The following is a 17,093-nucleotide window of genomic DNA, read 5'->3' as shown; positions in this document are numbered from 1 at the left end:
GAACGCCGCGCTATGCCACCTGACCAGGTTCGCAGGTGCGGCAGGGGCGGTAGCCGGCCGTGCGGGCCTGGGCGAGGGTCCGGAAGCCGTGGCGGTGGGCCGGGGTGATGCGGCGGGCGTTTCTGCAGGTCGGGAAGCAGACTACGCCGGTGGTGTCGCTGCCCAGGTAGAAGACCCGCTCGCGGGCCAGGGCGCGGAGACGGTCGAGGTCCACGCCCTCCGCCGCGAGGAGCCGTTCCTTGACGGCCGGGCCGAAGACGTACTCGCCCACTCCTCCGTCGGAGCGGGTCACCCGGTGACAGGGGATGAGGAGCGGCACCGGGTTGCCGCCCAGGGCCGTCCCCACCGCGCGCACCGCCCTGGGCCGGCCGATCCGCTCGGCGATCCAGGCGTAGGGGCGTACCTCGCCTCTGGGGATGGCGCGGGCGGCGAGGAGCACGTCGCGCTGGAAGTCGCTCAGGCCACGCAGGTCCAGGCGCAACCCCGAGGAGCGGCCGGTGCGCAGGGCCGGTACCAGTCCGGCCGGCGGCTTGGCGGTGGGCAGCAGCGGGCGGCCGAACCGCTTCCTGAACGACTCGGCGAACCCCTCCACGGGCTCGTGCACGTACACGATCCCCTGGTCGGTGAAGGCCACGTCTAGCTCCCCGATCGGCCCCGGCACCCGTACCCAGCGCGCCGCGATCCGGTCGAGCAGTCCGTCAGGCGCATCGGTGACCAACGCCGCCAGCCCGGCGAGCAGCGGGTCCCGCCCCTGACCGGTCGAAGGGTCCGGGGTTGTCGGTCGCGGGGTCATTGGGCGCCTCCCAGTGCGCGCAGCCGCTTCAGGCCGCGCGAGATGTGCGACTTCACGGTCCCCTGCGGGATCTTGAGCACCGCGGCGATCTCACTCACCGGCAGGTCGACGACGTGCCGGAGGACGACCGCCGCCCGCTGCTCGGCCGGCAGCCGGCCGAGCAGCGCCTGGAGTTCGTCGCCCGTCTCGTGGCGCGCGGCCGTGTCCTCGACGCTCTCGCGGGGGTCGGCCGTCTCGACGGGCACCTCGCGAAGGTCGGGGGGCGGTTTGCGGGATCTGGTCCTGGCGCAGTTGCGCCAGAGGTTCATCAGAATCGTCATGAGCCAGGCCCTCGGCTGCAGCCCGGCGATGCGATCGCGATCGTATCCGGCCAGCGCCCGGTAGGCCCGCAGGAACGCCTCCGCGGTCAGGTCCTCCGCGTCGGCCCACCGGCCGCTGAGACGCAGCGCGGTGGTGAACACGAGCCCGCGGTGCGCGGCGAACAGCTCGGCGAACCCCTCGTCGAGGTCGTCCAGCAGCGCCTTGCGCACGGGATCGAGACAGTCCATGTGACTCACACCCGATACAACACCGCGAGCCCCGACCTCGTTGCACGCGAAAGGCCCGCGTCCGGAGGACGCGGGCCTTTCGAGCAGACGTTGGACCGCTCAGACCGCCACGGCCAGCTCGGACACTTCGCCGATCCTGGCCGCCACCTGGATGTCCCTGGTGACGCCGCCGCCCGCGATGATGCGGACGGTCCAGTCGCCGGGGCCGGCGAAGAAGCGGAAGACGCCCTCGTCGGACACGACCACCTCGCCGGTGAACTCACCGGTGTGGTCCAGCAGCCGCGCGTAGGCGGTGCCGGCACCGGTCACCCGGCCCTGGATCACGGCCTGGTTGGAAAGATCGATTCCGGTCGGCAGCGCGATCGTCTGCTCCGGTGCTCCGCAACCCTGTGCAGTCATCAGCGGGCCTCTCCCAGCTCGATCGGCACGCCCACGAGCGAGCCGTATTCGGTCCATGAACCGTCGTAGTTGGTCACGTTCGCCTGGTCGAGCAGCTCGTGCAGCACGAACCAGGTGTGCGCGGAACGCTCGCCGATGCGGCAGTAGGCGATCGTGTCCTTGGCGAAGTCGACGCCCGCCTCCTCGTAGAGGCTGCGCAGCTCGTCGTCCGATTTGAAGGTGCCGTCGTCGTTGGCCGACTTGGACCACGGGATGTTGCGGGCGGTGGGCACGTGGCCGCCGCGCTGCGCGGACTCCTGCGGCAGGTGGGCCGGGGCGAGCAGCTTGCCGGTGAACTCGTCGGGCGAGCGCACGTCGACCAGGTTGAGCTTGCCGATCGCGGCCACCACGTCGTCGCGGAAGGAGCGGATGCTGGTGTCCTCGGCGGACACGACGTACTGGGTCTTGTCGAGCTGCGGCACGTCCTTGACCAGCTGGCGGGAGTCGAGCTCCCACTTCTTGCGGCCACCGTCGAGCAGCTTCACCTGGTCGTGGCCGTACAGCTTGAAGTACCAGTAGGCGTAGGCGGCGAACCAGTTGTTGTTGCCGCCGTAGAGGACGACGGTGTCGTCGTTGGAGATGCCACGCTCGGAGAGCAGGGCCTCGAAGCCGGTCTTGTCGACGAAGTCGCGGCGGACCGGGTCCTGCAGGTCCTGCTTCCAGTCGATCTTCACGGCACCACGGATGTGGCCCTTGTCATAGGCGCTGGTGTCCTCGTCGACCTCGACGAGCACGATTCCGGGGGTGTCGAGGTTGGCCTCGACCCAGTCGGCATCTACCAGGACGGCAGAGCGGCTCATTGGGAAACCTCCATTTTGGCGGCGGGCAGTAGACGGCGAATCAGCAGGTACATCTCGCAGCCAAGGCAGAATCCGAAGGCTGCGTTGAGGAATGCGGCGAGGAGAGCCGCAGCCGTGGCCACCATGGCCAGTGGCGTGATCCCCGCGGCGTATCCGGCCAGCCCCGCGACCGCGAAGACGAGCCCGACCGCCTGTGCGAAGCGCGGCGGACGAGCGTCCTCGGTCTCCTTCGGGGCGCTCTTGACGAGCGCCTTGAAGAGCAGTGAGTACGGTGAGCGGCCGATCGTGCCGAGTGCGAACACCACCGCCTGGGCGGCGAGCAGCCAAGCGCTGCCCGTCACCAGGACGAGGGCGAGGATCACGGTGGTCAGGGCCGCGCCGAAGCGCAACGCTCTAGGGTCAGTACGCATCGTGGGATGCTCCCTGAAGGGGTCGGATGGGGGCGGATCGGAGTCCGCGCGAGACCGTCCTCAGGCAGCGCGACAGAGCGCGGTGGCTACGCGGCAGAAATCAACCGCGCGCCGCTTCGTCAGCAGCTCTGTCGATGGGTTCATGATGATGACAGTACTCGTCGTCTCGCCATCTGTCACATCTCGTCCGAGTCCTGAGACGCCCCATGAGACGGGTCGTACGGACGGTCCTGCCCGGGGGCGGCGGGCACCGCCCGGCCGAGCACGTTCAGGACGTCGGCCTTGCGCGGCTGACCTGAGGCTTTCTTCAGGATATTTCCGGAACTGTCGAGGACGAAGACCGTCGGCGTGCGCATCACGTCGAGCCGTCGCACCAGGTCCAGCCGGGACTCGGCGTCGACCTCCACGTGCGCGACCCCCGGCACCAGCTCGCTCACCTCGGCCAGCACCCGGCGTGTCGCCCGGCACGGCTGGCAGAAAGCGGTGGAGAACTGCACCAACGTGGCCCGCTCCCCCAGCGGCGACCCCAGGTCACCCCCGGTGAGCCGACCCACCGAGCCGCTCGCCATCCCCTCACCATCCTCCTCGGCCGGCACCTCCACAGAAGATCCCGCCGACCCGCCCGACGACCTCGCCCGACCGGCGAAATCACGCATCCGCCCGTCGCGGAGCAGTCGTACCAGCCCGATCACCGACCCCAGCGCCAGTGTCGCGAGCACCACCCACAAACCCGTCACCCCCGGTGCAACCACCCAGAGCGCCGATTACTTCCGCACCGGCACCGTGACGAGCGTCTTCCCGGTCGCGTCGACGACCTCGAACCGGACGATGGACGCCATCGGGATCCGGGTCTCGCGCGGGAAGACCGCCTTGTCCTCGTAGGTCTTGCGGTCGATGGTCCACGACTGGGTGTGCTCCCGCTCGCCGTCCGCGCCGACGACCAGGAGCCGGCAGGTCGTGCCCACGGGTATCCCGGCGATCCGGACCAGGAGGTTCGTCCCGCCGTTCACCGGGCTCGCCGACACCGTGGCGCGGTAGCCGGCGGCCTCGTCGGCTCCGGCGAACTCCTCGCCCTCCACCGTCTTCAGCAAACTGGGCGCTCGGGACGGAGTCGGAGTCGGAGTCGGACGGGCCATTCTCTCCTCGGCCGCCGACTCGCTCGCGTCGCCGGCCTCGTTCCCGTCACTCACGTCGCTCCTGGCGCTCCCGTCGCTCCTGGCGCTGTCCGAGGCGACGTAGGGCGCGTTCTCCCGCAGAGGGCTGTCGGCCACCGGCGCCGAAACGGCGGTCTGCCCGGCCCCCTGCTGCTGGGCGACGGTCCACACTGTGCCGCCGACCACCAGCACCGCGGCGGAGGCCGCCACGGCCACCAGCAGCCGACCGCGCCGGTGCCGCCTGGCGCGGTCCCGCAGCAGCCGATCGAGCACCTGCCGCGGCGGGCTGGCCACCAGCGCGACGTCCGCCTCCGAGACCTTGCCCAGGAACCCCGCGACCCCTTCGAGGTCCAGCAGCTCCGCGCCGCACTCCTCGCAGGTGGCCAGGTGGGTGTCGATCTCCTCCGCCTCTTCGGGCTCCAGCGCGCCGAGCGCGTGCGCGCCCAGCGCCAGCCGGATCTCCTCGCATGTCATCACGGCGCCAGCCCCCGCTCCTGCAGCGCGAGCTTGAGCGCCCGCAGCGCGTAGTAGGTGCGCGACTTGACGGTGCCCGGCGGGATGCCGAGCTTCGCCGACGCCTCCCTCACCGATCTCCCCCGGTAGTAGACCTCCATGAGCACGTCGCGATGCTCGGGCCGTAAAGCCGCGAGCGCCTCCGCCACGGCCCACGACTCGACCGCGCGCTCCAGTTCGTCGTCGGCGGGCAGCACGGCCAGCGCCTCGTCACCGATCTCCGGTGGCCGCGCCTTCCGTGCCCGGTGCTGGTCGACGACGATGTTGCGCGCCACTGTGAACAGCCACGCGCGGATGGGGCGGTCGGCGAGCGCCTCAGGATGCCGCCAGGCCCGCAGCAGCGTCTCCTGCACGACGTCCTCCGCCCGTCCCGAGTCACCCGTCAGCCGCAGCACGTATCCGTACAGTGGCCCCGCGTGCTCGTCGAACAGGGTCCTCACGAGTTCCTCGTCGGCGGTCTCGGCTGGGCTCACACCTCCATGACGTACGGCGGGACGTCCCGGTTCGATGTCGGCCACGTCATCCACGCAACGGCACGTCAGACGCCTCGGCGGAGAACTGCAGACCGTCGGCCACGTTCTTCACCCCGGTCACCTTCACGTCGAAGGGCAGCTTGCCCTTGAACGGGATGGTGTAGTTGACGAACCCCGCGACCTGGTCGGGCACTCCCTTGATCTTCTCCGCCTGGAGCCTGATGCCGCCGTCGACCAGCTGAACCCGCATCTCCGCCTCGAACTTCACCTTGTTCGCGCCCACCGTCAGCTCGCCGGAGGCCACGAGCCGCTCGCCGTTCCCGGTGATCTTCACGCCCTTCGGGGCGTGCGCGTCGATCGTCGCCCTGCTCAGCGTGCCCTGTACGGTCAGCCGCTCGGCCACGATGTCGGCCCGGTTCTGCAGGACGTCGGCCAGCGGAGCGGTGACGCCGTAGGCGACGCCGCGCAGGCCGCTGACGGGCACGGCGCCGTAGCGGACCGTGCCGAGATCGAAGCGCACCTCCGGATAGTGGCCGGAGATGGCCTGGGTGAGGAAGGGGATGCTCTCGATGGTGACGGTGGGGGGGCTGTCGAGGTCGGCCGAGGCCGCGATCCTGTTGGCGAGGTCACGTTGCACGCCGGCGACGGCGACACGGTCGACGACGACGAGCAGGACGATCAACACCATCAGGAATACGGCCAGCTTGCGCATCAGGCTCCCTGTCTCATGCGGGGGTCATGAGCTTATCGATCAGACTTAGGCCTCATTCCCCACCAAAGCTGCCGTTTCACCCGCCCGCGAACGGCGGCAGCACCTCGACCGTCACCCCGTGGCCGAGAATCACCTCGTCATGCGGCCGTTTACCCACCGGAGAACCGTCGATCAGAAACGAAGATCTGGCCACGACACGCGCAAGCTCTGGACGGTTTTGTGTGATTTGCGTCATGAGTTCGCCCAGTGTGGCGGCCTCGAACGACTCTTCGGCGACTCCGGCCGCTTCCTTCGCCGCCGCCCAATATCGCACTTTTCCCATGGCCATGGGCTCCTCACCTCGTTCAGGAACCATTGTGCGCCGCGATTAACCTCGCCGTATCACGGTATGTGCCGTTCACTTGGTGGACGCGCAATGGACTTCGGTTACGCGTGGGATATCCTCGCCTACGGGACCTGGGCGATGTAGCCCCCGGGTCCTTGCGTGTTTGAGGAGGCCGATATGAGCAACCTGCTCCTGCTGACCAACGCCCTCGAGCCGTCCGCTGAGGTGCTACCGGCGCTGGGGTTGCTGCTCCACTCGGTCCGCGTCTCACCGGCTGAGGCGTCCGCGCTCATCGACGCGCCACCCGCCGACGCCGTCCTGGTCGACGCCCGTAAGGAGTTGGCCCACGCCAAGAGCCTGTGCCGGCTGATCCGTACCACCGGCATCGACTGTCCTTTGCTGGTGATCGTCACCGAGGGCGGGCTGGCGGCGATGACCGCCGAGTGGGGGGCCGACGACGTGCTGCTCGACAGCGCGGGCCCGGCCGAGGTGGAGGCGCGCCTGCGGATGGCCATCGGCCGCATCTCCCAGGCGGCCACGGAGGACGTGCCCGACGAGATCCGCAGCGGTGACCTGTCGATCGACGAGGCGACCTACACCGCCCGGCTGCGCGGCAGGGTGCTCGACCTGACGTTCAAGGAGTTCGAGCTGCTCAAATACCTCGCCCAGCACCCCGGCCGGGTGTTCACCCGCGCCCAGTTGCTGCAGGAGGTGTGGGGCTACGACTACTTCGGCGGCACCAGGACTGTGGACGTGCACGTGCGGCGGCTGCGCGCCAAGCTGGGGACGGAGTACGAAGCCCTCATCGGCACCGTACGCAACGTCGGCTACCGGTTCGTGCCCGACCGTGCCGAGCAGGCGCACGTCTAGATCTGACACGTCGCCGTCCCAGGTGGGTAGGGGCCCCTGGTGACGGGAGGTGCGGCAGATGGCCGTCGAGATCTCGGGGCAGTTGACGATGCCCGATCAGGCGCGCGGCGTGGTGCTGTTCGCGCACGGCAGCGGGAGCGGCAGCCGTAGCCCGCGCAACCGTTACGTGGCCGGCGTGCTCAACGAGGCGGGGCTGGGCACGCTGCTGTTCGACCTGCTGACGCCGGCGGAGGAAGCGGACCGGGCCAACGTGTTCGACATCGAACTACTGGCCGGGCGGCTGCTCCAGGCGACGGAGCGGATACGGGAAGAGCCCGCGACGGCGGGGCTGCCGATCGGCTACTTCGGCGCCAGCACCGGCGCCGCCGCCGCGTTGTGGGCGGCGGCCGAGCCGGGCGGGGACGTCGCCGCGATCGTCTCCAGGGGCGGACGGCCCGACCTGGCCGGGGCACGACTGGCGGACGTACGAGCGCCCACGCTGCTCATCGTCGGCGGCCACGACGAGCAGGTGGTGGAGCTCAACCAGGAGGCGCGGCGGCGGCTACGCTGCGCGAGTCAGCTGGAGATCGTGCCGGGGGCCACCCACCTGTTCGAGGAGCCGGGTGCGCTGGACAGCGTCGCCGAGCTCGCCCGCGACTGGTTCACCGCGCACCTTTGAACTCCTGTACGGCGGCCGGGCTCCACGTGTACTCCAGCATGTCCAGCTCGAACCCCGCGTGGAAGCGCTCGACGTACGCCCTGCTCGTGCTGCCGCCCATGCGCTCGTAGAAGGCCCGCGCCGGGGTGTTGTCCCGCAGCACCTCCAGGTAGACGGGCTGGTCCGGATGGTGCTCGGCCGCCCAGCCGAGGCCGCGAACCATCAGGCGGCGGCCTATGCCCGAGCGCTTGCTGCCGGGCCGTACGTGCAGGTTGTCGAGCAGGATCCGGTCGTCCCGCTGCGGGGTGAGGTAGGCGAAGGCGGTGACGGCCTGGTCGCTGCCCTCGGCGACCAGGAGGCAGGAGGGCGGCCCGCCGTTCAGATATCGCTCGCTGTCGATCCTGGCCTGCCACAGCTCCAGGTTGATCGCGAGCAGCGGGCCGTCGAGATAGTCGGCGGGCATGATGCCGGCATAGGCCGTCCGCCAGCTCTCGGTGTGCAGCTCCGCGATCGATTCCACATCGTCAGCGGCGCCTGGTCGGATGGTCACGAACGCCGAGGTTACCCCTGGGGCGCCCTGCGCCTGTCCGCCAGCCGCTTCCACACGAAGACCGCGACGGCCAGGAGCACCAGCCCGATCACGACGTACGTGATGACGCCGACGTAGGTCTCCACCAGCGACCACTGCTCGCCGAGCAGGTAGCCGCCCATGACCAGCAACGTGTTCCACAGGAAGCTGCCCATCGCGGTGAACACCACGAACGGCAACAGCGGCATGCGCTCCACCCCAGCCGGGATGGAGATGAGACTCCGGAAGATCGGGATCATGCGCCCGAAGAAGACCGTCTTGCGGCCGTGGTCGGCGAACCAGGCCTCGGTCTTCCGTACGTCCTCGGTCTTGACCAGCGGAACCTTGGCGACCAGGGCGTGCATGCGCTCGCGGCCCAGCAGCGCGCCGAGACCGTACAGCGCCAGCGCCCCGACCACCGAGCCCACCGTCGTCCAGAGCAGCACCTGCCACAGGACCAGCTCGCCCTTGCTCACCGTGAACCCCGCCAGGGGCAGGATGACCTCGCTGGGCAGCGGAGGGAACAGGTTCTCCAACGCGACCGCGAGGCCCGCGCCAGGAGCGCCCAGCGTCTCCATCAGCCCTGTCGCCCACTCGGCGATCCCGCCAAGACCGCTGGATGCCATCGCCGTCCTCTCGTCGCTCGTATCTCTAGCCCGTACCGGCCCATCTATGCCTGCGCGCCCCTCATTGGTCGCGAAGTGCCCCATCCGCCTGCGACATCTCTGGCGAAGGAACCTTGTGGCAACCCGCTATGCAGGTACCCGGGCGTAGTGGTGTGAGATCGGATCCGCACCCAAATGCGGATCGAGGAGATGGAATGCCCCAGTTCCGAGTGCTTCGCACCTATGACGTGGCTCGGGTGGCCGTTTTCGCCGCCCTCATCGCCGCGCTCGGTCTGCCCGGCGCGCTGAACGTCTTCGGCAGCGCGGTGCCGATCACCCTCCAGACGCTGGGCGTCATGCTGGCCGGCGCCATCCTCGGCTCCTGGCGGGGCGCCCTCGCTGTGGCCGTGCTGCTCGCGCTGGTGGCGGTGGGGCTGCCGCTGCTGGCCGGTGGGCGGGGCGGGCTGGGGGCGTTCGCGCTGCCGTCGGTGGGCTTCCTGCTGGGCTGGCTGCCCGGCGCGGCCCTCACCGGCTGGATCGTCGAGCGGGGCGGCCACAGCCCGAGCTTCGTCCGGCTGCTGGTAGCCTGCCTGGCCGGTGGCATCGGGGCGGTCTACCTGGTCGGAGTGCCCCTGTGGGCGGCCGTCGGCGGGATCACGCTGAACCAGGCCGCTTTGGGGACGGCGGCCTTCCTCCCCGGCGACCTCGCGAAGGCGGTGCTCGCCACGATCGTGGCCAGAGGAACGCAGCGGGCCTACCCCGCCGCGGTCCCGGCCGTGCACCTCAGAGCCGGCAAGGAGGACTGAACCGGGCATGCCAGTCGCAGCACAGGTCATGCGGCACGCCGCCACCCATCCCGACCGCCCCGCGGTGCGCGGCCCCCGGGAGGAGCTGAGCTACGCCACCTTCGCCCGCCGAATCCAGCACACGGCCGCCCACCTCGCCGCCCATCTCCCCGTCCGAGGCGCACTGGCGGCGATCACCCTGACCGACCCGGTGGACCAACTCACCGCCGCCCTCGCCCTCGACCTTCTCGGCACCACCCCCCTCCTGCACGCCCCCGCCGGCACCCACCACCCCATGCCGAGCCGCACAACACCGCTGAACTCCCCCACCCACACCCACCGGCCCGTACCCGACGACACACCGCCGCTGGACGGTCCCAGCCGGGCCACCCCCCTCGGAGGGTCGCCGGACGATCCTGCGCTGGTCGAGCTGATCATCGACGCGCTGCCTTCCGGACCGGCGGGCCGGGGCGTGCCGATGCACCGGCCTGAACCTGGCGATCTGGCCTGGGCCTGCTTCAGCTCCGGCAGCACCGGCCGCCCGCGCGCCGTCGTCCGCACCCGCGCCTCGTGGACCGGCTCGTTCGCGCCGCTCAGCGAGCTCACCGGGATCGGCGCCGGCGACGTCGTGCTGGTGCCCGGTCCCCTGCACTCTTCTCTGTACGGGTTCGCCGCCGTACACGCGCTGGCCGTCGGCGCGACGGTCCTGGCGCCGGGTCGCTGGTCCCCCGGCTCCCTGCCGTACCTGCTGCGCCGGGCGACCGCCGTACACCTGGTGCCGCACAACCTGCCCGCCCTCCTGGAGGCGCTGCCCGAGGGCGCCCCTCTGCGTACGGCGGTGGTCGGCGGCGCCGCCCTGGCTCCCGGGCTGCGTGAGCGCGCGGTGGCGGCAGGCGTACACGTGGTGGCTTACTACGGCGCCACCGAGCTGTCCTTCGTAGCCGTGGACACCGACGGTCGCGGTCTCCTGCCGTTCCCCGGCGTGGAGATCGAGGTCAGGACACCGCCCGGCCGGCGGCTCGGTGAGGTGTGGGCGCGCTCGCCGTGGCCGGCCGAGGGCTACCTGGCCGGGGCGGCGGGTCCGCTGCTGGTCGACGGCGACGGCTGGATGAGTGTCGGCGACGTGGCCGCCCCCTACCTGCCCGGCGAGGCGTTGCGGCTGCGGGGGCGGGGTGGTGGCGCGATCCAGACGGGGGGAGCCACGGTCGTGCCGGAGGACGTGGAGGACGTGTTCAGGAGCGTGGCGGGCGTCGGCGACATCGTGGTGGTCGGCTCACCGCACCCGGACCTGGGCGCGGTCGTCACCGCGATCGTGGAGGTGGGCGCCGGAGGCCCGCCCGCGAGGTCCGCTCTGGAGGCGATCGCGCGCGGCGGCCTGGACGTGGCGCAGCGACCCCGCCGCTGGTACGCGATGGAGGACCTGCCGCGCACCTCGTCGGGCAAGCCCGCACGCGGCCTCGTCGCCGCCCGCCTCGCCAACGGCGACCCCGACCTGCGCAGGCTGACATGACCGGCGACATGCCCGTTGTCGTGGCTGCCAGGAGGACCGCGATCGGCACTGCGGGGCATGCGTTCAAGCTGGAGACGGTCGACCGGCTGGCTTCGCCTGTCATCGCGGCGCTGGTGCGTGACGTGGCGTGCCTTGGGGTGCCTGTCGACGATGTGGTGCTGGGCAACTGCATGGGGCCGGGCGGGAACGTGGCGCGGGTCTCGGCGCTCGGGGCAGGGCTGGACCCGTCCGTGCCGGGGCTCACGATCGACCGGCAGTGCGGGAGCGGGCTGGCGGCCGTCCTCCTCGCCGGGCAGGCCGTACGGAGTGGCGAGATGGAGCTGGTCATCGCCGGTGGGGCCGAGAGCGCGTCCACCGCGCCGGTGCGCGCGCATCGCGGCGGTGAGCCGTACGAGCGGGCGGCCTTCACCCCGGCGGGGCATCCGGACCCGGACATGGGGGCGGCGGCCGAGGCACTCGGCGTGGCGCGCGGCGTGGCGCGGGAGCGGCAGGACCACTACGCGTGCGCCGGCCACGCCAAGGCGGTGGCGGCTCGTGCGGCGGGCCGGTTCGATGAGGAGATCGTCCCGGTGGCGGGCCGCGACCGGGATCAGCGGCCGCGGCCGCTGCGGCCGGCGTCACTGGCGCGGCTGCCGGGGGCGTTCGTCGCCGGGGGCGCGGTGACCGCGGGCAACTCGGCCCCGAACAGCGACGGCGCGGCGGCGGTCGCCGTGCTGCCCGAGCGGTTGCGGGGTGGGCTGCCCGGTCTGCGGCTGGTGGCGGGCGCGGTGGTGGGCTGTGATCCGGAGCTGCCCGGCTGGGGGCCGGTACCCGCGGTGAGGCGCCTGCTGGAACGTACCGGAGTGAGCATGGAGCGGATCGAGGCGGTGGAGATCGTGGAGGCGTTCGCGGCGCAGACGCTGGCGGTGACCGACGCGCTCGGGCTCGACCCGCTGGGCGCGGACGGCGCGCGGGTGTGCGGCGACGGCGGGGCGCTCGCGCTCGGACACCCGTGGGGGGCGAGCGGTGCGGTGGTGGTGACGCGGCTGTTCAGCCGGCTCGTTCGCGGGGGCGCGCCGAAGGGCACGCTGGGGTTGGCGACGGCGGCGGTCGGCGGCGGCCTCGGCGTCGCAGCCCTGTTCGAGGTGGCCTGAGTGATCGAGCTGACAGACGTACGGCTTTCGGGGTGGCCTGAGTGATCGAGCTGGTGAACGTGCGGGTTTTGGGGTGGCTCAGGTGATCGAGCTGGTGGATGTGCGGGTGCGGTTGGGGCAGCGGGAGGTGTTGCGGGGGGTCAGCGCGGCGCTGGGCGAGCGACGGATCGGTGTGATCGGGGCCAACGGGTCCGGTAAGAGCACGCTGGCGCGGTTGTTCAACGGGCTGGCGCTGCCGACCTCGGGCAGGGTCACCGTGCTCGGGGAGGACACGCGGCGGCAGGCGGCGCGGATCCGGCGGCGGGTCGGGTTCCTGTTCACCGACCCGGACGCGCAGATCGTGATGCCGACCGTGGCCGAGGACGTCGCCTTCTCGCTGCGTCGCAAGAAGCTGCCCGGTGAGGAGGTACGGCACCGGGTCGAGACGATGCTGGCGCGCTACGGCCTGGCGGGGCATGCCGACCACCCCGCGCACCAGCTCTCCGGCGGCCAGAAGCAGCTGCTCGCGCTCTGCTCGGTGCTGGTGCTGGAGCCGGAGATCCTGGTCATGGACGAGCCCACGACCCTGCTGGACCTGCGCCACTCGCGGCAGGTCGCCGAGGCGCTGCGCACCCTGCCGATGCAGGTGATCGTGGTCACCCACGACCTGCCGCTGCTGGAGGGGTTCGACCGGGTGCTCGTGCTGGACGAGGGCCAGGTCGTGGCCGACGGCACCCCGGAGTCGGCCATCGGCCACTACAGGAAGCTCATGGCGTGACGGGTACGGACGGATGCGGGTTGGCGTGAGTGGTCTTACTGGGGCTTACGTGCCGGGTGGTTCGGTGCTGCATCGGCTGCCGGTCGGGGTCAAGCTGGCGGGGCTGGCGGCGGCCTGTACGGTGCTGCTCCTGCTGCGTTCGCCGTGGGCGATGGCGGTCGCCGTGGGCGTGGTCGTGCTGCTGTTCGCGGTCGCGCGGGTGGGGGGCGCGGCGGCCTGGGCCCAGGTCCGTCCGGTCCGCTGGTTCGCCCTGGCGCTGTTCGGCATGCAACTGGTCTTCGCCGACCTGCCGAGCGCGGTGCTGGTCACCTCCAGGGTGGTGCTCGCGGTCGCGCTGGCCGGCCTGGTCACGCTCACCACCAGGACCTCCGCGATGATGACGGCCCTGGAGCGCGGCCTGTCGCCGCTGCGCCGGGTGGGGGTGGATCCGTTCCGGCTGTCGCTGTTGCTCTCCCTCACCATCCGCAGCGTGCCGGTGATCGCCGACCTGGCGGCGCGCGTACGGGAGGCGCAGCGTGCCCGAGGGGTCGAGTGGAGCATGCGCGCCTTCGCGGTGCCGCTGGTGGTCGGCGCGCTGCGGCACGCGGACGCGCTGGGCGAGGCCCTGAGCGCGCGCGGGCTGGACGACTGAGCCGATCAGGCGACGATCACTGCGCGGTGTCGCCCAAAGACTCCAGCAGGCCGCGCAGCAGCACGATGAGGTGGTCTCGATCGGCGGGGCCGAGGCCGGACAGCAGCCGGGCCTCGTTGGCCACGTGCACGGCGAGCAGTTCGTCGATGAGCTCCAGGCCGCGCTCGGTGAGCCGGATGCGTACCGTTCTGCGGTCGCCGCTGTCGCGGACGCGCTGGACCAGGCCCTTCGTCTCCAGCTTGTCGATCCGGTTGGTGATCGCGCCCGAGGTGACCATGGCGGCCTTGAGCAGCGCCCCGGCCGTCAGCTCGTACGGCGCGCCGGAGCGGCGGAGGGTGGCGAGCACGTCGAACTCGAAGCTCTCCAGCCCGTGCGCGGCGAACAGGTCCCGGAGCTCGCGCTCCAGCAGGCGTGACAGCCGTGAGATGCGGCCGACGACCTCCATCGGCCACACGTCGACGTCGGGCCGCTCCTGCCGCCACTGCGCGGTCACCGCGTCCACCGCATCACTCATGGGGCCGTCCTCTCAGTATTAACTATCTCAACGTTCAGATATTTGACATGCATAGACCAAGCATGGTGTTATCTCAACGTTAAGATTATCAATGAAAAGGCATCCCATGACCACCCTTCTCGCACCCCCGCCGCCCACCCGCACCCACTCCACGACCGACCTCCTCTTAGCGGCCCTCGCGCCCATGAGCTGGGGCACCACCTATGTGGTCACCACCACCCTGCTCCCCCCTGACCGGCCGCTGCTCGCCGCCACCCTGCGCGCCCTGCCCGCCGGCCTGGTGCTGCTCGCGGCGACCCGCAGTCTGCCTTCCGGGTCGTGGTGGTGGAAGTCCGCGGTGCTCGGCATGCTCAACTTCGGCGCCTTCTTCCCGTTGCTCTTCTTCGCCGCCTACCGGCTGCCGGGCGGCGTCGCCGCCACCATCGGCTCGGTCCAGCCGCTGATCGTGGCGTTGCTGTCGGTGCTGATCCTGGGGCTCGTGCCGGGGCGGGCCATGCTGTACGCGGCCCTGGCGGGCACCGGCGGCGTCGCGTTGCTGACCCTGACCTCCGAGGCCCGGCTGGACCCGCTCGGCATCGCCGCCATGCTCGCCGCCACCTCGCTCATGGGCACGGCCATCGTGCTGGCCAAGAAGTGGGGCCGCCCCGCGTCGCCGCTCAAGATGACCGGCTGGCAGCTCACCATCGGCGGCCTGGTGCTCGCCCCGATCACCCTCGCCGTCGAAGGCGTGCCCGCCTCCTTCACCACCGCGAACGTCCTCGGCTTCGCCTACCTGGGCGTCTTCGGCACCGCCATCGCCTACGCCCTGTGGTTTCGCGGGATCGACCGGCTGCCGCCCACCTCGGTCTCGCTGCTCGGCCTCACCAATCCGCTCGTCGCCACCGTCGCCGGGCTCGTCATCCTCGGGCAGACGCTCACCGGCTGGCAGCTCGCCGGCTTCACCATCGCGCTCGGCGCGCTCGTCGCCGGCCAGGCGTACTCCAGGAAGACCTGAGCGCCCCCGGCAGCACCGCGGTGATCAGTCGCCGCGCTTGGCGCGGGCGCGGCGCTTGCCCTCGTGCATCGCCTGTACGCGGGCGATCGGGATCGTGTGGCCCTCCTCGATCAGGTCGGCGGGCAGCGCCTGCGGCTCGGGCATCTGCTCCGCCCAGGGGTCGCCGTCGCCGAGCAGCCCCGGCGCGGTGCGCAGGGTGAAGTCGCCGGGCGTCACCCGGTCGAGGTCGTCCCAGGACACCGGGAAGGACACCGGCGTGCCCGGCCGGATGCGCGGACTGTACGCGGCCACCACGGTCGCCCCGCCGGCCCGCGTCGAGTCGAGGAAGACCTTGCCCTGGCGGTCCTCGCGGATGAACGCCGTGGTGCCGAGCGCCGGATCGACCCGCTCGGCCCGCGCCGCCAGCGCGCGGGTGGCCGCCGCCAGATCGTCCATCGCGATCCCCGCCACCACCGGCACGAACACGTGCACGCCCTTGGCCCCGCTGGTCTTCACCGCCCCCGCCAATCCGGCGTCGTCCAGCGCCTGCCGTACCAGCCCGGCGGCCCGTACCACCAGGCCGAACGCCTCGCCCTCCGGCGGGTCGAGGTCGAGCACCAGGTGGGTGAAGTGATCCCCGGCCAGCAGCGCCGGGTGATACTCCACCGCCCGCTGGTTGGCGAACCAGAGCAGCGTCCGGCGGTCGTCGCACAGCGCGTAGGTCACCCGCCGCTGGGACGCCTCCGCCCAGATGCTGACGGATTTGATCCAGTCGGGGGCGTACTTGGGCAGGTTCTTCTGCATGAAAGGCGCCTGGCCGGGCCGCACGCGCTGCACGGAGAGCGCCCGCCCGCGCAGGACGGGGAGGATGCGGTCACTGACCGCGTCCAGATAGTCGACCAGATCCCGTTTCGTGGCGTCGGCGCCGTCGAAGAGCGGCTGATCGAGGTTGGTCAGCGGCACACCGTCCCGCGTCTCATCGCTGGTCACCCGGCCCACGATATCCGGCATGTCGCAGGTGCCCCAGGAGCATGTACGGGGCTCGGGTGGGCATGGCTTCCTTGTCGGCCCGGTTCAAGAGGAGCGCTGAGCATGAGCGAGCTCGAGGCCCTGAAGGAACGGCAGCGCAGGACGTGGGCCAGCGGCGACTACGCCAGGATCGCCTGGCTGACCGTGCCGCTGGGCGACACCCTGTGCGACGCGGCGGACCTGCGGCCGGGCTCGACCGTGCTCGACGTGGCGACCGGCACCGGCCACGTGGCGCTCGCCGCCGCCCGCCGGTTCTGCGACGTGACCGCCATCGACTACGTGCCGGCCCTGCTCGAACGCGCCCGCCGGCGGGCCGAGGCCGAGGACCTGGAGATCGACTTCCGCGAGGCGGACGCGGAGAGCCTGCCGTTCCCCGACGCGTCGTTCGACTACGTGCTGTCGGCGATCGGGGTGATGTTCACCGCCGACCACCAGCGGGCGGCGGACGAGTTGCTGCGGGTGTGCAGGCCGGGCGGCCGGGTGGCGACGGCCAGTTGGACGCCGACCGGGTTCGTCGGCGGGATGCTCTCGATCGTCAGCCGCTACGCGCCCCCGCCTCCCGGCGCGCTGCCGCCGACGCGCTGGGGCACCGAGGAGGTGATGCTCGACCTGCTCGACGACGGCTGCCGGGAGCTGACGTTCACGAACACCACGGTGACGCAGCGGTTCCTGTCGCCGGAGCACTACGCGGACTTCTTCCTGGAGCACTACGGCCCGACGTTCAAGGCCGCCGAACGACTCGGCGAGGACGAGCGGCGCGCCTTCCGCGACGACCTGATCATCCTGGCCGAGCAGTCGAACCGGGCCACCGACGGGACCCTGGTGAACGACTGGGAATTCATGATCACCGTCGCCACCCGCGCCTGAGTCAGATGAACGGGGTGCAGGCGGCGGTCCTGGCACTCACCGCGGCGG

General features: G+C 71.4%; 24 protein-coding genes. 9 read left to right on the top strand and 15 right to left on the bottom strand.

Going from position 1 to position 17,093, the window contains the following annotated elements; translation table 11 throughout:
• Positions 1-10: 10 nt before the first annotated feature.
• The 11 genes from OHA68_RS18250 to OHA68_RS18205 form a co-directional block, all read right to left on the bottom strand.
• Positions 11-793 (bottom strand): methylated-DNA--[protein]-cysteine S-methyltransferase, encoded by a 783-nt coding sequence (locus tag OHA68_RS18250; protein ID WP_327108728.1) that lies wholly within the window; start codon positions 791-793, stop codon positions 11-13.
• Positions 790-1,341: an RNA polymerase sigma factor gene (locus OHA68_RS18245; RefSeq protein WP_327108727.1), complete on the bottom strand. Its 552-nt coding sequence runs from the start codon at positions 1,339-1,341 to the stop codon at positions 790-792. Before OHA68_RS18245 ends, OHA68_RS18250 begins: the two co-directional genes overlap by 4 nt.
• A 99-nt stretch (positions 1,342-1,440) precedes the next feature.
• Complete coding sequence (locus tag OHA68_RS18240; RefSeq protein ID WP_189141371.1) at positions 1,441-1,740, bottom strand: DUF1416 domain-containing protein; 300 nt, start codon at positions 1,738-1,740, stop codon at positions 1,441-1,443.
• The gene (locus OHA68_RS18235; RefSeq protein WP_327108726.1) at positions 1,740-2,579 is read right to left on the bottom strand and encodes a sulfurtransferase; all 840 of its coding nucleotides are present in this window, start codon (positions 2,577-2,579) and stop codon (positions 1,740-1,742) included. The genes OHA68_RS18240 and OHA68_RS18235 overlap by 1 nt, the downstream gene beginning before the upstream one ends.
• Positions 2,576-2,989 carry a DUF4395 domain-containing protein gene (locus tag OHA68_RS18230; protein WP_189141373.1) on the bottom strand — a complete coding sequence of 138 codons (414 nt, stop codon included), beginning with the start codon at positions 2,987-2,989 and terminating at the stop codon, positions 2,576-2,578. Before OHA68_RS18230 ends, OHA68_RS18235 begins: the two co-directional genes overlap by 4 nt.
• Positions 2,990-3,049: 60 nt before the next feature.
• Positions 3,050-3,133 (bottom strand): putative leader peptide, encoded by an 84-nt coding sequence (locus OHA68_RS45315; RefSeq protein WP_350668905.1) that lies wholly within the window; start codon positions 3,131-3,133, stop codon positions 3,050-3,052.
• A 32-nt stretch (positions 3,134-3,165) separates the two neighbouring features.
• On the bottom strand, positions 3,166-3,726 hold the full coding sequence (locus OHA68_RS18225) for a TlpA family protein disulfide reductase (RefSeq protein ID WP_327108725.1): 561 nt from the start codon (positions 3,724-3,726) through the stop codon (positions 3,166-3,168).
• Positions 3,727-3,753: 27 nt separating this feature from the next.
• Positions 3,754-4,617, bottom strand: coding sequence for a zf-HC2 domain-containing protein (locus OHA68_RS18220; RefSeq protein ID WP_327109520.1), 864 nt, complete (start codon positions 4,615-4,617; stop codon positions 3,754-3,756).
• The gene (locus OHA68_RS18215; RefSeq protein ID WP_189141375.1) at positions 4,617-5,129 is read right to left on the bottom strand and encodes a sigma-70 family RNA polymerase sigma factor; all 513 of its coding nucleotides are present in this window, start codon (positions 5,127-5,129) and stop codon (positions 4,617-4,619) included. The genes OHA68_RS18220 and OHA68_RS18215 overlap by 1 nt, the downstream gene beginning before the upstream one ends.
• A gap of 46 nt (positions 5,130-5,175) precedes the next feature.
• Positions 5,176-5,841, bottom strand: a complete 666-nt coding sequence (locus OHA68_RS18210) for an LmeA family phospholipid-binding protein (RefSeq protein WP_327108724.1) — start codon at positions 5,839-5,841, stop codon at positions 5,176-5,178.
• A 76-nt stretch (positions 5,842-5,917) separates the two neighbouring features.
• On the bottom strand, positions 5,918-6,169 hold the full coding sequence (locus OHA68_RS18205; protein WP_189141377.1) for a MoaD/ThiS family protein: 252 nt from the start codon (positions 6,167-6,169) through the stop codon (positions 5,918-5,920).
• Positions 6,170-6,343: 174 nt separating this feature from the next.
• Here OHA68_RS18205 and OHA68_RS18200 point away from each other — a divergent pair, with 174 nt between their 5' ends.
• Together OHA68_RS18200 and OHA68_RS18195 are read left to right on the top strand one after the other, a co-directional pair.
• Positions 6,344-7,036 carry a response regulator transcription factor gene (locus OHA68_RS18200; protein WP_327108723.1) on the top strand — a complete coding sequence of 231 codons (693 nt, stop codon included), beginning with the start codon at positions 6,344-6,346 and terminating at the stop codon, positions 7,034-7,036.
• Between the two features lie 58 nt (positions 7,037-7,094).
• Positions 7,095-7,694 (top strand): dienelactone hydrolase family protein, encoded by a 600-nt coding sequence (locus tag OHA68_RS18195; protein WP_327108722.1) that lies wholly within the window; start codon positions 7,095-7,097, stop codon positions 7,692-7,694.
• On the opposite strand, the gene OHA68_RS18190 is transcribed toward OHA68_RS18195, so the two are convergent.
• Both OHA68_RS18190 and OHA68_RS18185 read right to left on the bottom strand, forming a co-directional pair.
• Entirely contained in the window at positions 7,678-8,223 is a 546-nt protein-coding gene (locus tag OHA68_RS18190) for a GNAT family N-acetyltransferase (protein WP_327108721.1), read from the bottom strand. The two genes, OHA68_RS18195 and OHA68_RS18190, sit on opposite strands and share 17 nt — an antisense overlap.
• An 11-nt stretch (positions 8,224-8,234) precedes the next feature.
• Entirely contained in the window at positions 8,235-8,867 is a 633-nt protein-coding gene (locus OHA68_RS18185; RefSeq protein ID WP_327108720.1) for a DedA family protein, read from the bottom strand.
• A 194-nt stretch (positions 8,868-9,061) separates the two neighbouring features.
• On the opposite strand from OHA68_RS18185, the gene OHA68_RS18180 reads away from it, so the two are divergent.
• The 5 genes from OHA68_RS18180 (at position 9,062) to OHA68_RS18160 (ending at position 13,662) form a co-directional block, all read left to right on the top strand.
• The gene (locus OHA68_RS18180) at positions 9,062-9,652 is read left to right on the top strand and encodes a biotin transporter BioY (RefSeq protein ID WP_327108719.1); all 591 of its coding nucleotides are present in this window, start codon (positions 9,062-9,064) and stop codon (positions 9,650-9,652) included.
• Between the two features lie 7 nt (positions 9,653-9,659).
• Positions 9,660-11,141, top strand: a complete 1,482-nt coding sequence (locus OHA68_RS18175; RefSeq protein ID WP_327108718.1) for an AMP-binding protein — start codon at positions 9,660-9,662, stop codon at positions 11,139-11,141.
• An 8-nt stretch (positions 11,142-11,149) separates the two neighbouring features.
• Complete coding sequence (locus tag OHA68_RS18170) at positions 11,150-12,274, top strand: thiolase family protein (RefSeq protein WP_327108717.1); 1,125 nt, start codon at positions 11,150-11,152, stop codon at positions 12,272-12,274.
• Between the two features lie 82 nt (positions 12,275-12,356).
• On the top strand, positions 12,357-13,031 hold the full coding sequence (locus tag OHA68_RS18165) for an energy-coupling factor ABC transporter ATP-binding protein (protein WP_327108716.1): 675 nt from the start codon (positions 12,357-12,359) through the stop codon (positions 13,029-13,031).
• A 64-nt stretch (positions 13,032-13,095) separates the two neighbouring features.
• On the top strand, positions 13,096-13,662 hold the full coding sequence (locus OHA68_RS18160) for an energy-coupling factor transporter transmembrane component T family protein (RefSeq protein WP_327108715.1): 567 nt from the start codon (positions 13,096-13,098) through the stop codon (positions 13,660-13,662).
• A gap of 16 nt (positions 13,663-13,678) precedes the next feature.
• Here the strand turns inward: OHA68_RS18160 and OHA68_RS18155 are convergent, their stop codons facing one another.
• On the bottom strand, positions 13,679-14,176 hold the full coding sequence (locus tag OHA68_RS18155; RefSeq protein ID WP_327108714.1) for a MarR family winged helix-turn-helix transcriptional regulator: 498 nt from the start codon (positions 14,174-14,176) through the stop codon (positions 13,679-13,681).
• A 106-nt stretch (positions 14,177-14,282) separates the two neighbouring features.
• Here OHA68_RS18155 and OHA68_RS18150 point away from each other — a divergent pair, with 106 nt between their 5' ends.
• Positions 14,283-15,170, top strand: a complete 888-nt coding sequence (locus tag OHA68_RS18150) for an EamA family transporter (protein ID WP_327108713.1) — start codon at positions 14,283-14,285, stop codon at positions 15,168-15,170.
• A gap of 24 nt (positions 15,171-15,194) precedes the next feature.
• Here OHA68_RS18150 and OHA68_RS18145 read toward each other — a convergent pair whose 3' ends face one another.
• Positions 15,195-16,139 (bottom strand): DNA polymerase domain-containing protein, encoded by a 945-nt coding sequence (locus OHA68_RS18145; RefSeq protein WP_327108712.1) that lies wholly within the window; start codon positions 16,137-16,139, stop codon positions 15,195-15,197.
• A 102-nt stretch (positions 16,140-16,241) separates the two neighbouring features.
• Here OHA68_RS18145 and OHA68_RS18140 point away from each other — a divergent pair, with 102 nt between their 5' ends.
• Complete coding sequence (locus OHA68_RS18140) at positions 16,242-17,045, top strand: class I SAM-dependent methyltransferase (RefSeq protein ID WP_327108711.1); 804 nt, start codon at positions 16,242-16,244, stop codon at positions 17,043-17,045.
• Positions 17,046-17,093: the final 48 nt, after the last annotated feature.

The organism is Nonomuraea glycinis, from assembly GCF_035920485.1.
GTDB classification, from domain to species: Bacteria; Actinomycetota; Actinomycetes; order Streptosporangiales; family Streptosporangiaceae; genus Nonomuraea; species Nonomuraea glycinis.
The sequence above is the reverse complement of the archived record's forward strand: the minus strand, read 5'-3'. Positions and strand labels throughout refer to the sequence as shown.

Bases quoted from the DNA above. Each gene is read 5' to 3' on its own strand.
- OHA68_RS18250 (WP_327108728.1), bottom strand. From the start codon at position 793: ATGACCCCGCGACCGACAACCCCGGACCCTTCGACCGGTCAGGGGCGG.
- OHA68_RS18245 (WP_327108727.1), bottom strand. From the start codon at position 1,341: ATGGACTGTCTCGATCCCGTGCGCAAGGCGCTGCTGGACGACCTCGAC.
- OHA68_RS18240 (WP_189141371.1), bottom strand. From the start codon at position 1,740: ATGACTGCACAGGGTTGCGGAGCACCGGAGCAGACGATCGCGCTGCCG.
- OHA68_RS18235 (WP_327108726.1), bottom strand. From the start codon at position 2,579: ATGAGCCGCTCTGCCGTCCTGGTAGATGCCGACTGGGTCGAGGCCAAC.
- OHA68_RS18230 (WP_189141373.1), bottom strand. From the start codon at position 2,989: ATGCGTACTGACCCTAGAGCGTTGCGCTTCGGCGCGGCCCTGACCACC.
- OHA68_RS45315 (WP_350668905.1), bottom strand. From the start codon at position 3,133: ATGAACCCATCGACAGAGCTGCTGACGAAGCGGCGCGCGGTTGATTTC.
- OHA68_RS18220 (WP_327109520.1), bottom strand. From the start codon at position 4,617: ATGACATGCGAGGAGATCCGGCTGGCGCTGGGCGCGCACGCGCTCGGC.
- OHA68_RS18210 (WP_327108724.1), bottom strand. From the start codon at position 5,841: ATGCGCAAGCTGGCCGTATTCCTGATGGTGTTGATCGTCCTGCTCGTC.
- OHA68_RS18205 (WP_189141377.1), bottom strand. From the start codon at position 6,169: ATGGCCATGGGAAAAGTGCGATATTGGGCGGCGGCGAAGGAAGCGGCC.
- OHA68_RS18200 (WP_327108723.1), top strand. From the start codon at position 6,344: ATGAGCAACCTGCTCCTGCTGACCAACGCCCTCGAGCCGTCCGCTGAG.
- OHA68_RS18195 (WP_327108722.1), top strand. From the start codon at position 7,095: ATGGCCGTCGAGATCTCGGGGCAGTTGACGATGCCCGATCAGGCGCGC.
- OHA68_RS18185 (WP_327108720.1), bottom strand. From the start codon at position 8,867: ATGGCATCCAGCGGTCTTGGCGGGATCGCCGAGTGGGCGACAGGGCTG.
- OHA68_RS18180 (WP_327108719.1), top strand. From the start codon at position 9,062: ATGCCCCAGTTCCGAGTGCTTCGCACCTATGACGTGGCTCGGGTGGCC.
- OHA68_RS18175 (WP_327108718.1), top strand. From the start codon at position 9,660: ATGCCAGTCGCAGCACAGGTCATGCGGCACGCCGCCACCCATCCCGAC.
- OHA68_RS18170 (WP_327108717.1), top strand. From the start codon at position 11,150: ATGCCCGTTGTCGTGGCTGCCAGGAGGACCGCGATCGGCACTGCGGGG.
- OHA68_RS18155 (WP_327108714.1), bottom strand. From the start codon at position 14,176: ATGAGTGATGCGGTGGACGCGGTGACCGCGCAGTGGCGGCAGGAGCGG.
- OHA68_RS18150 (WP_327108713.1), top strand. From the start codon at position 14,283: ATGACCACCCTTCTCGCACCCCCGCCGCCCACCCGCACCCACTCCACG.
- OHA68_RS18140 (WP_327108711.1), top strand. From the start codon at position 16,242: ATGAGCGAGCTCGAGGCCCTGAAGGAACGGCAGCGCAGGACGTGGGCC.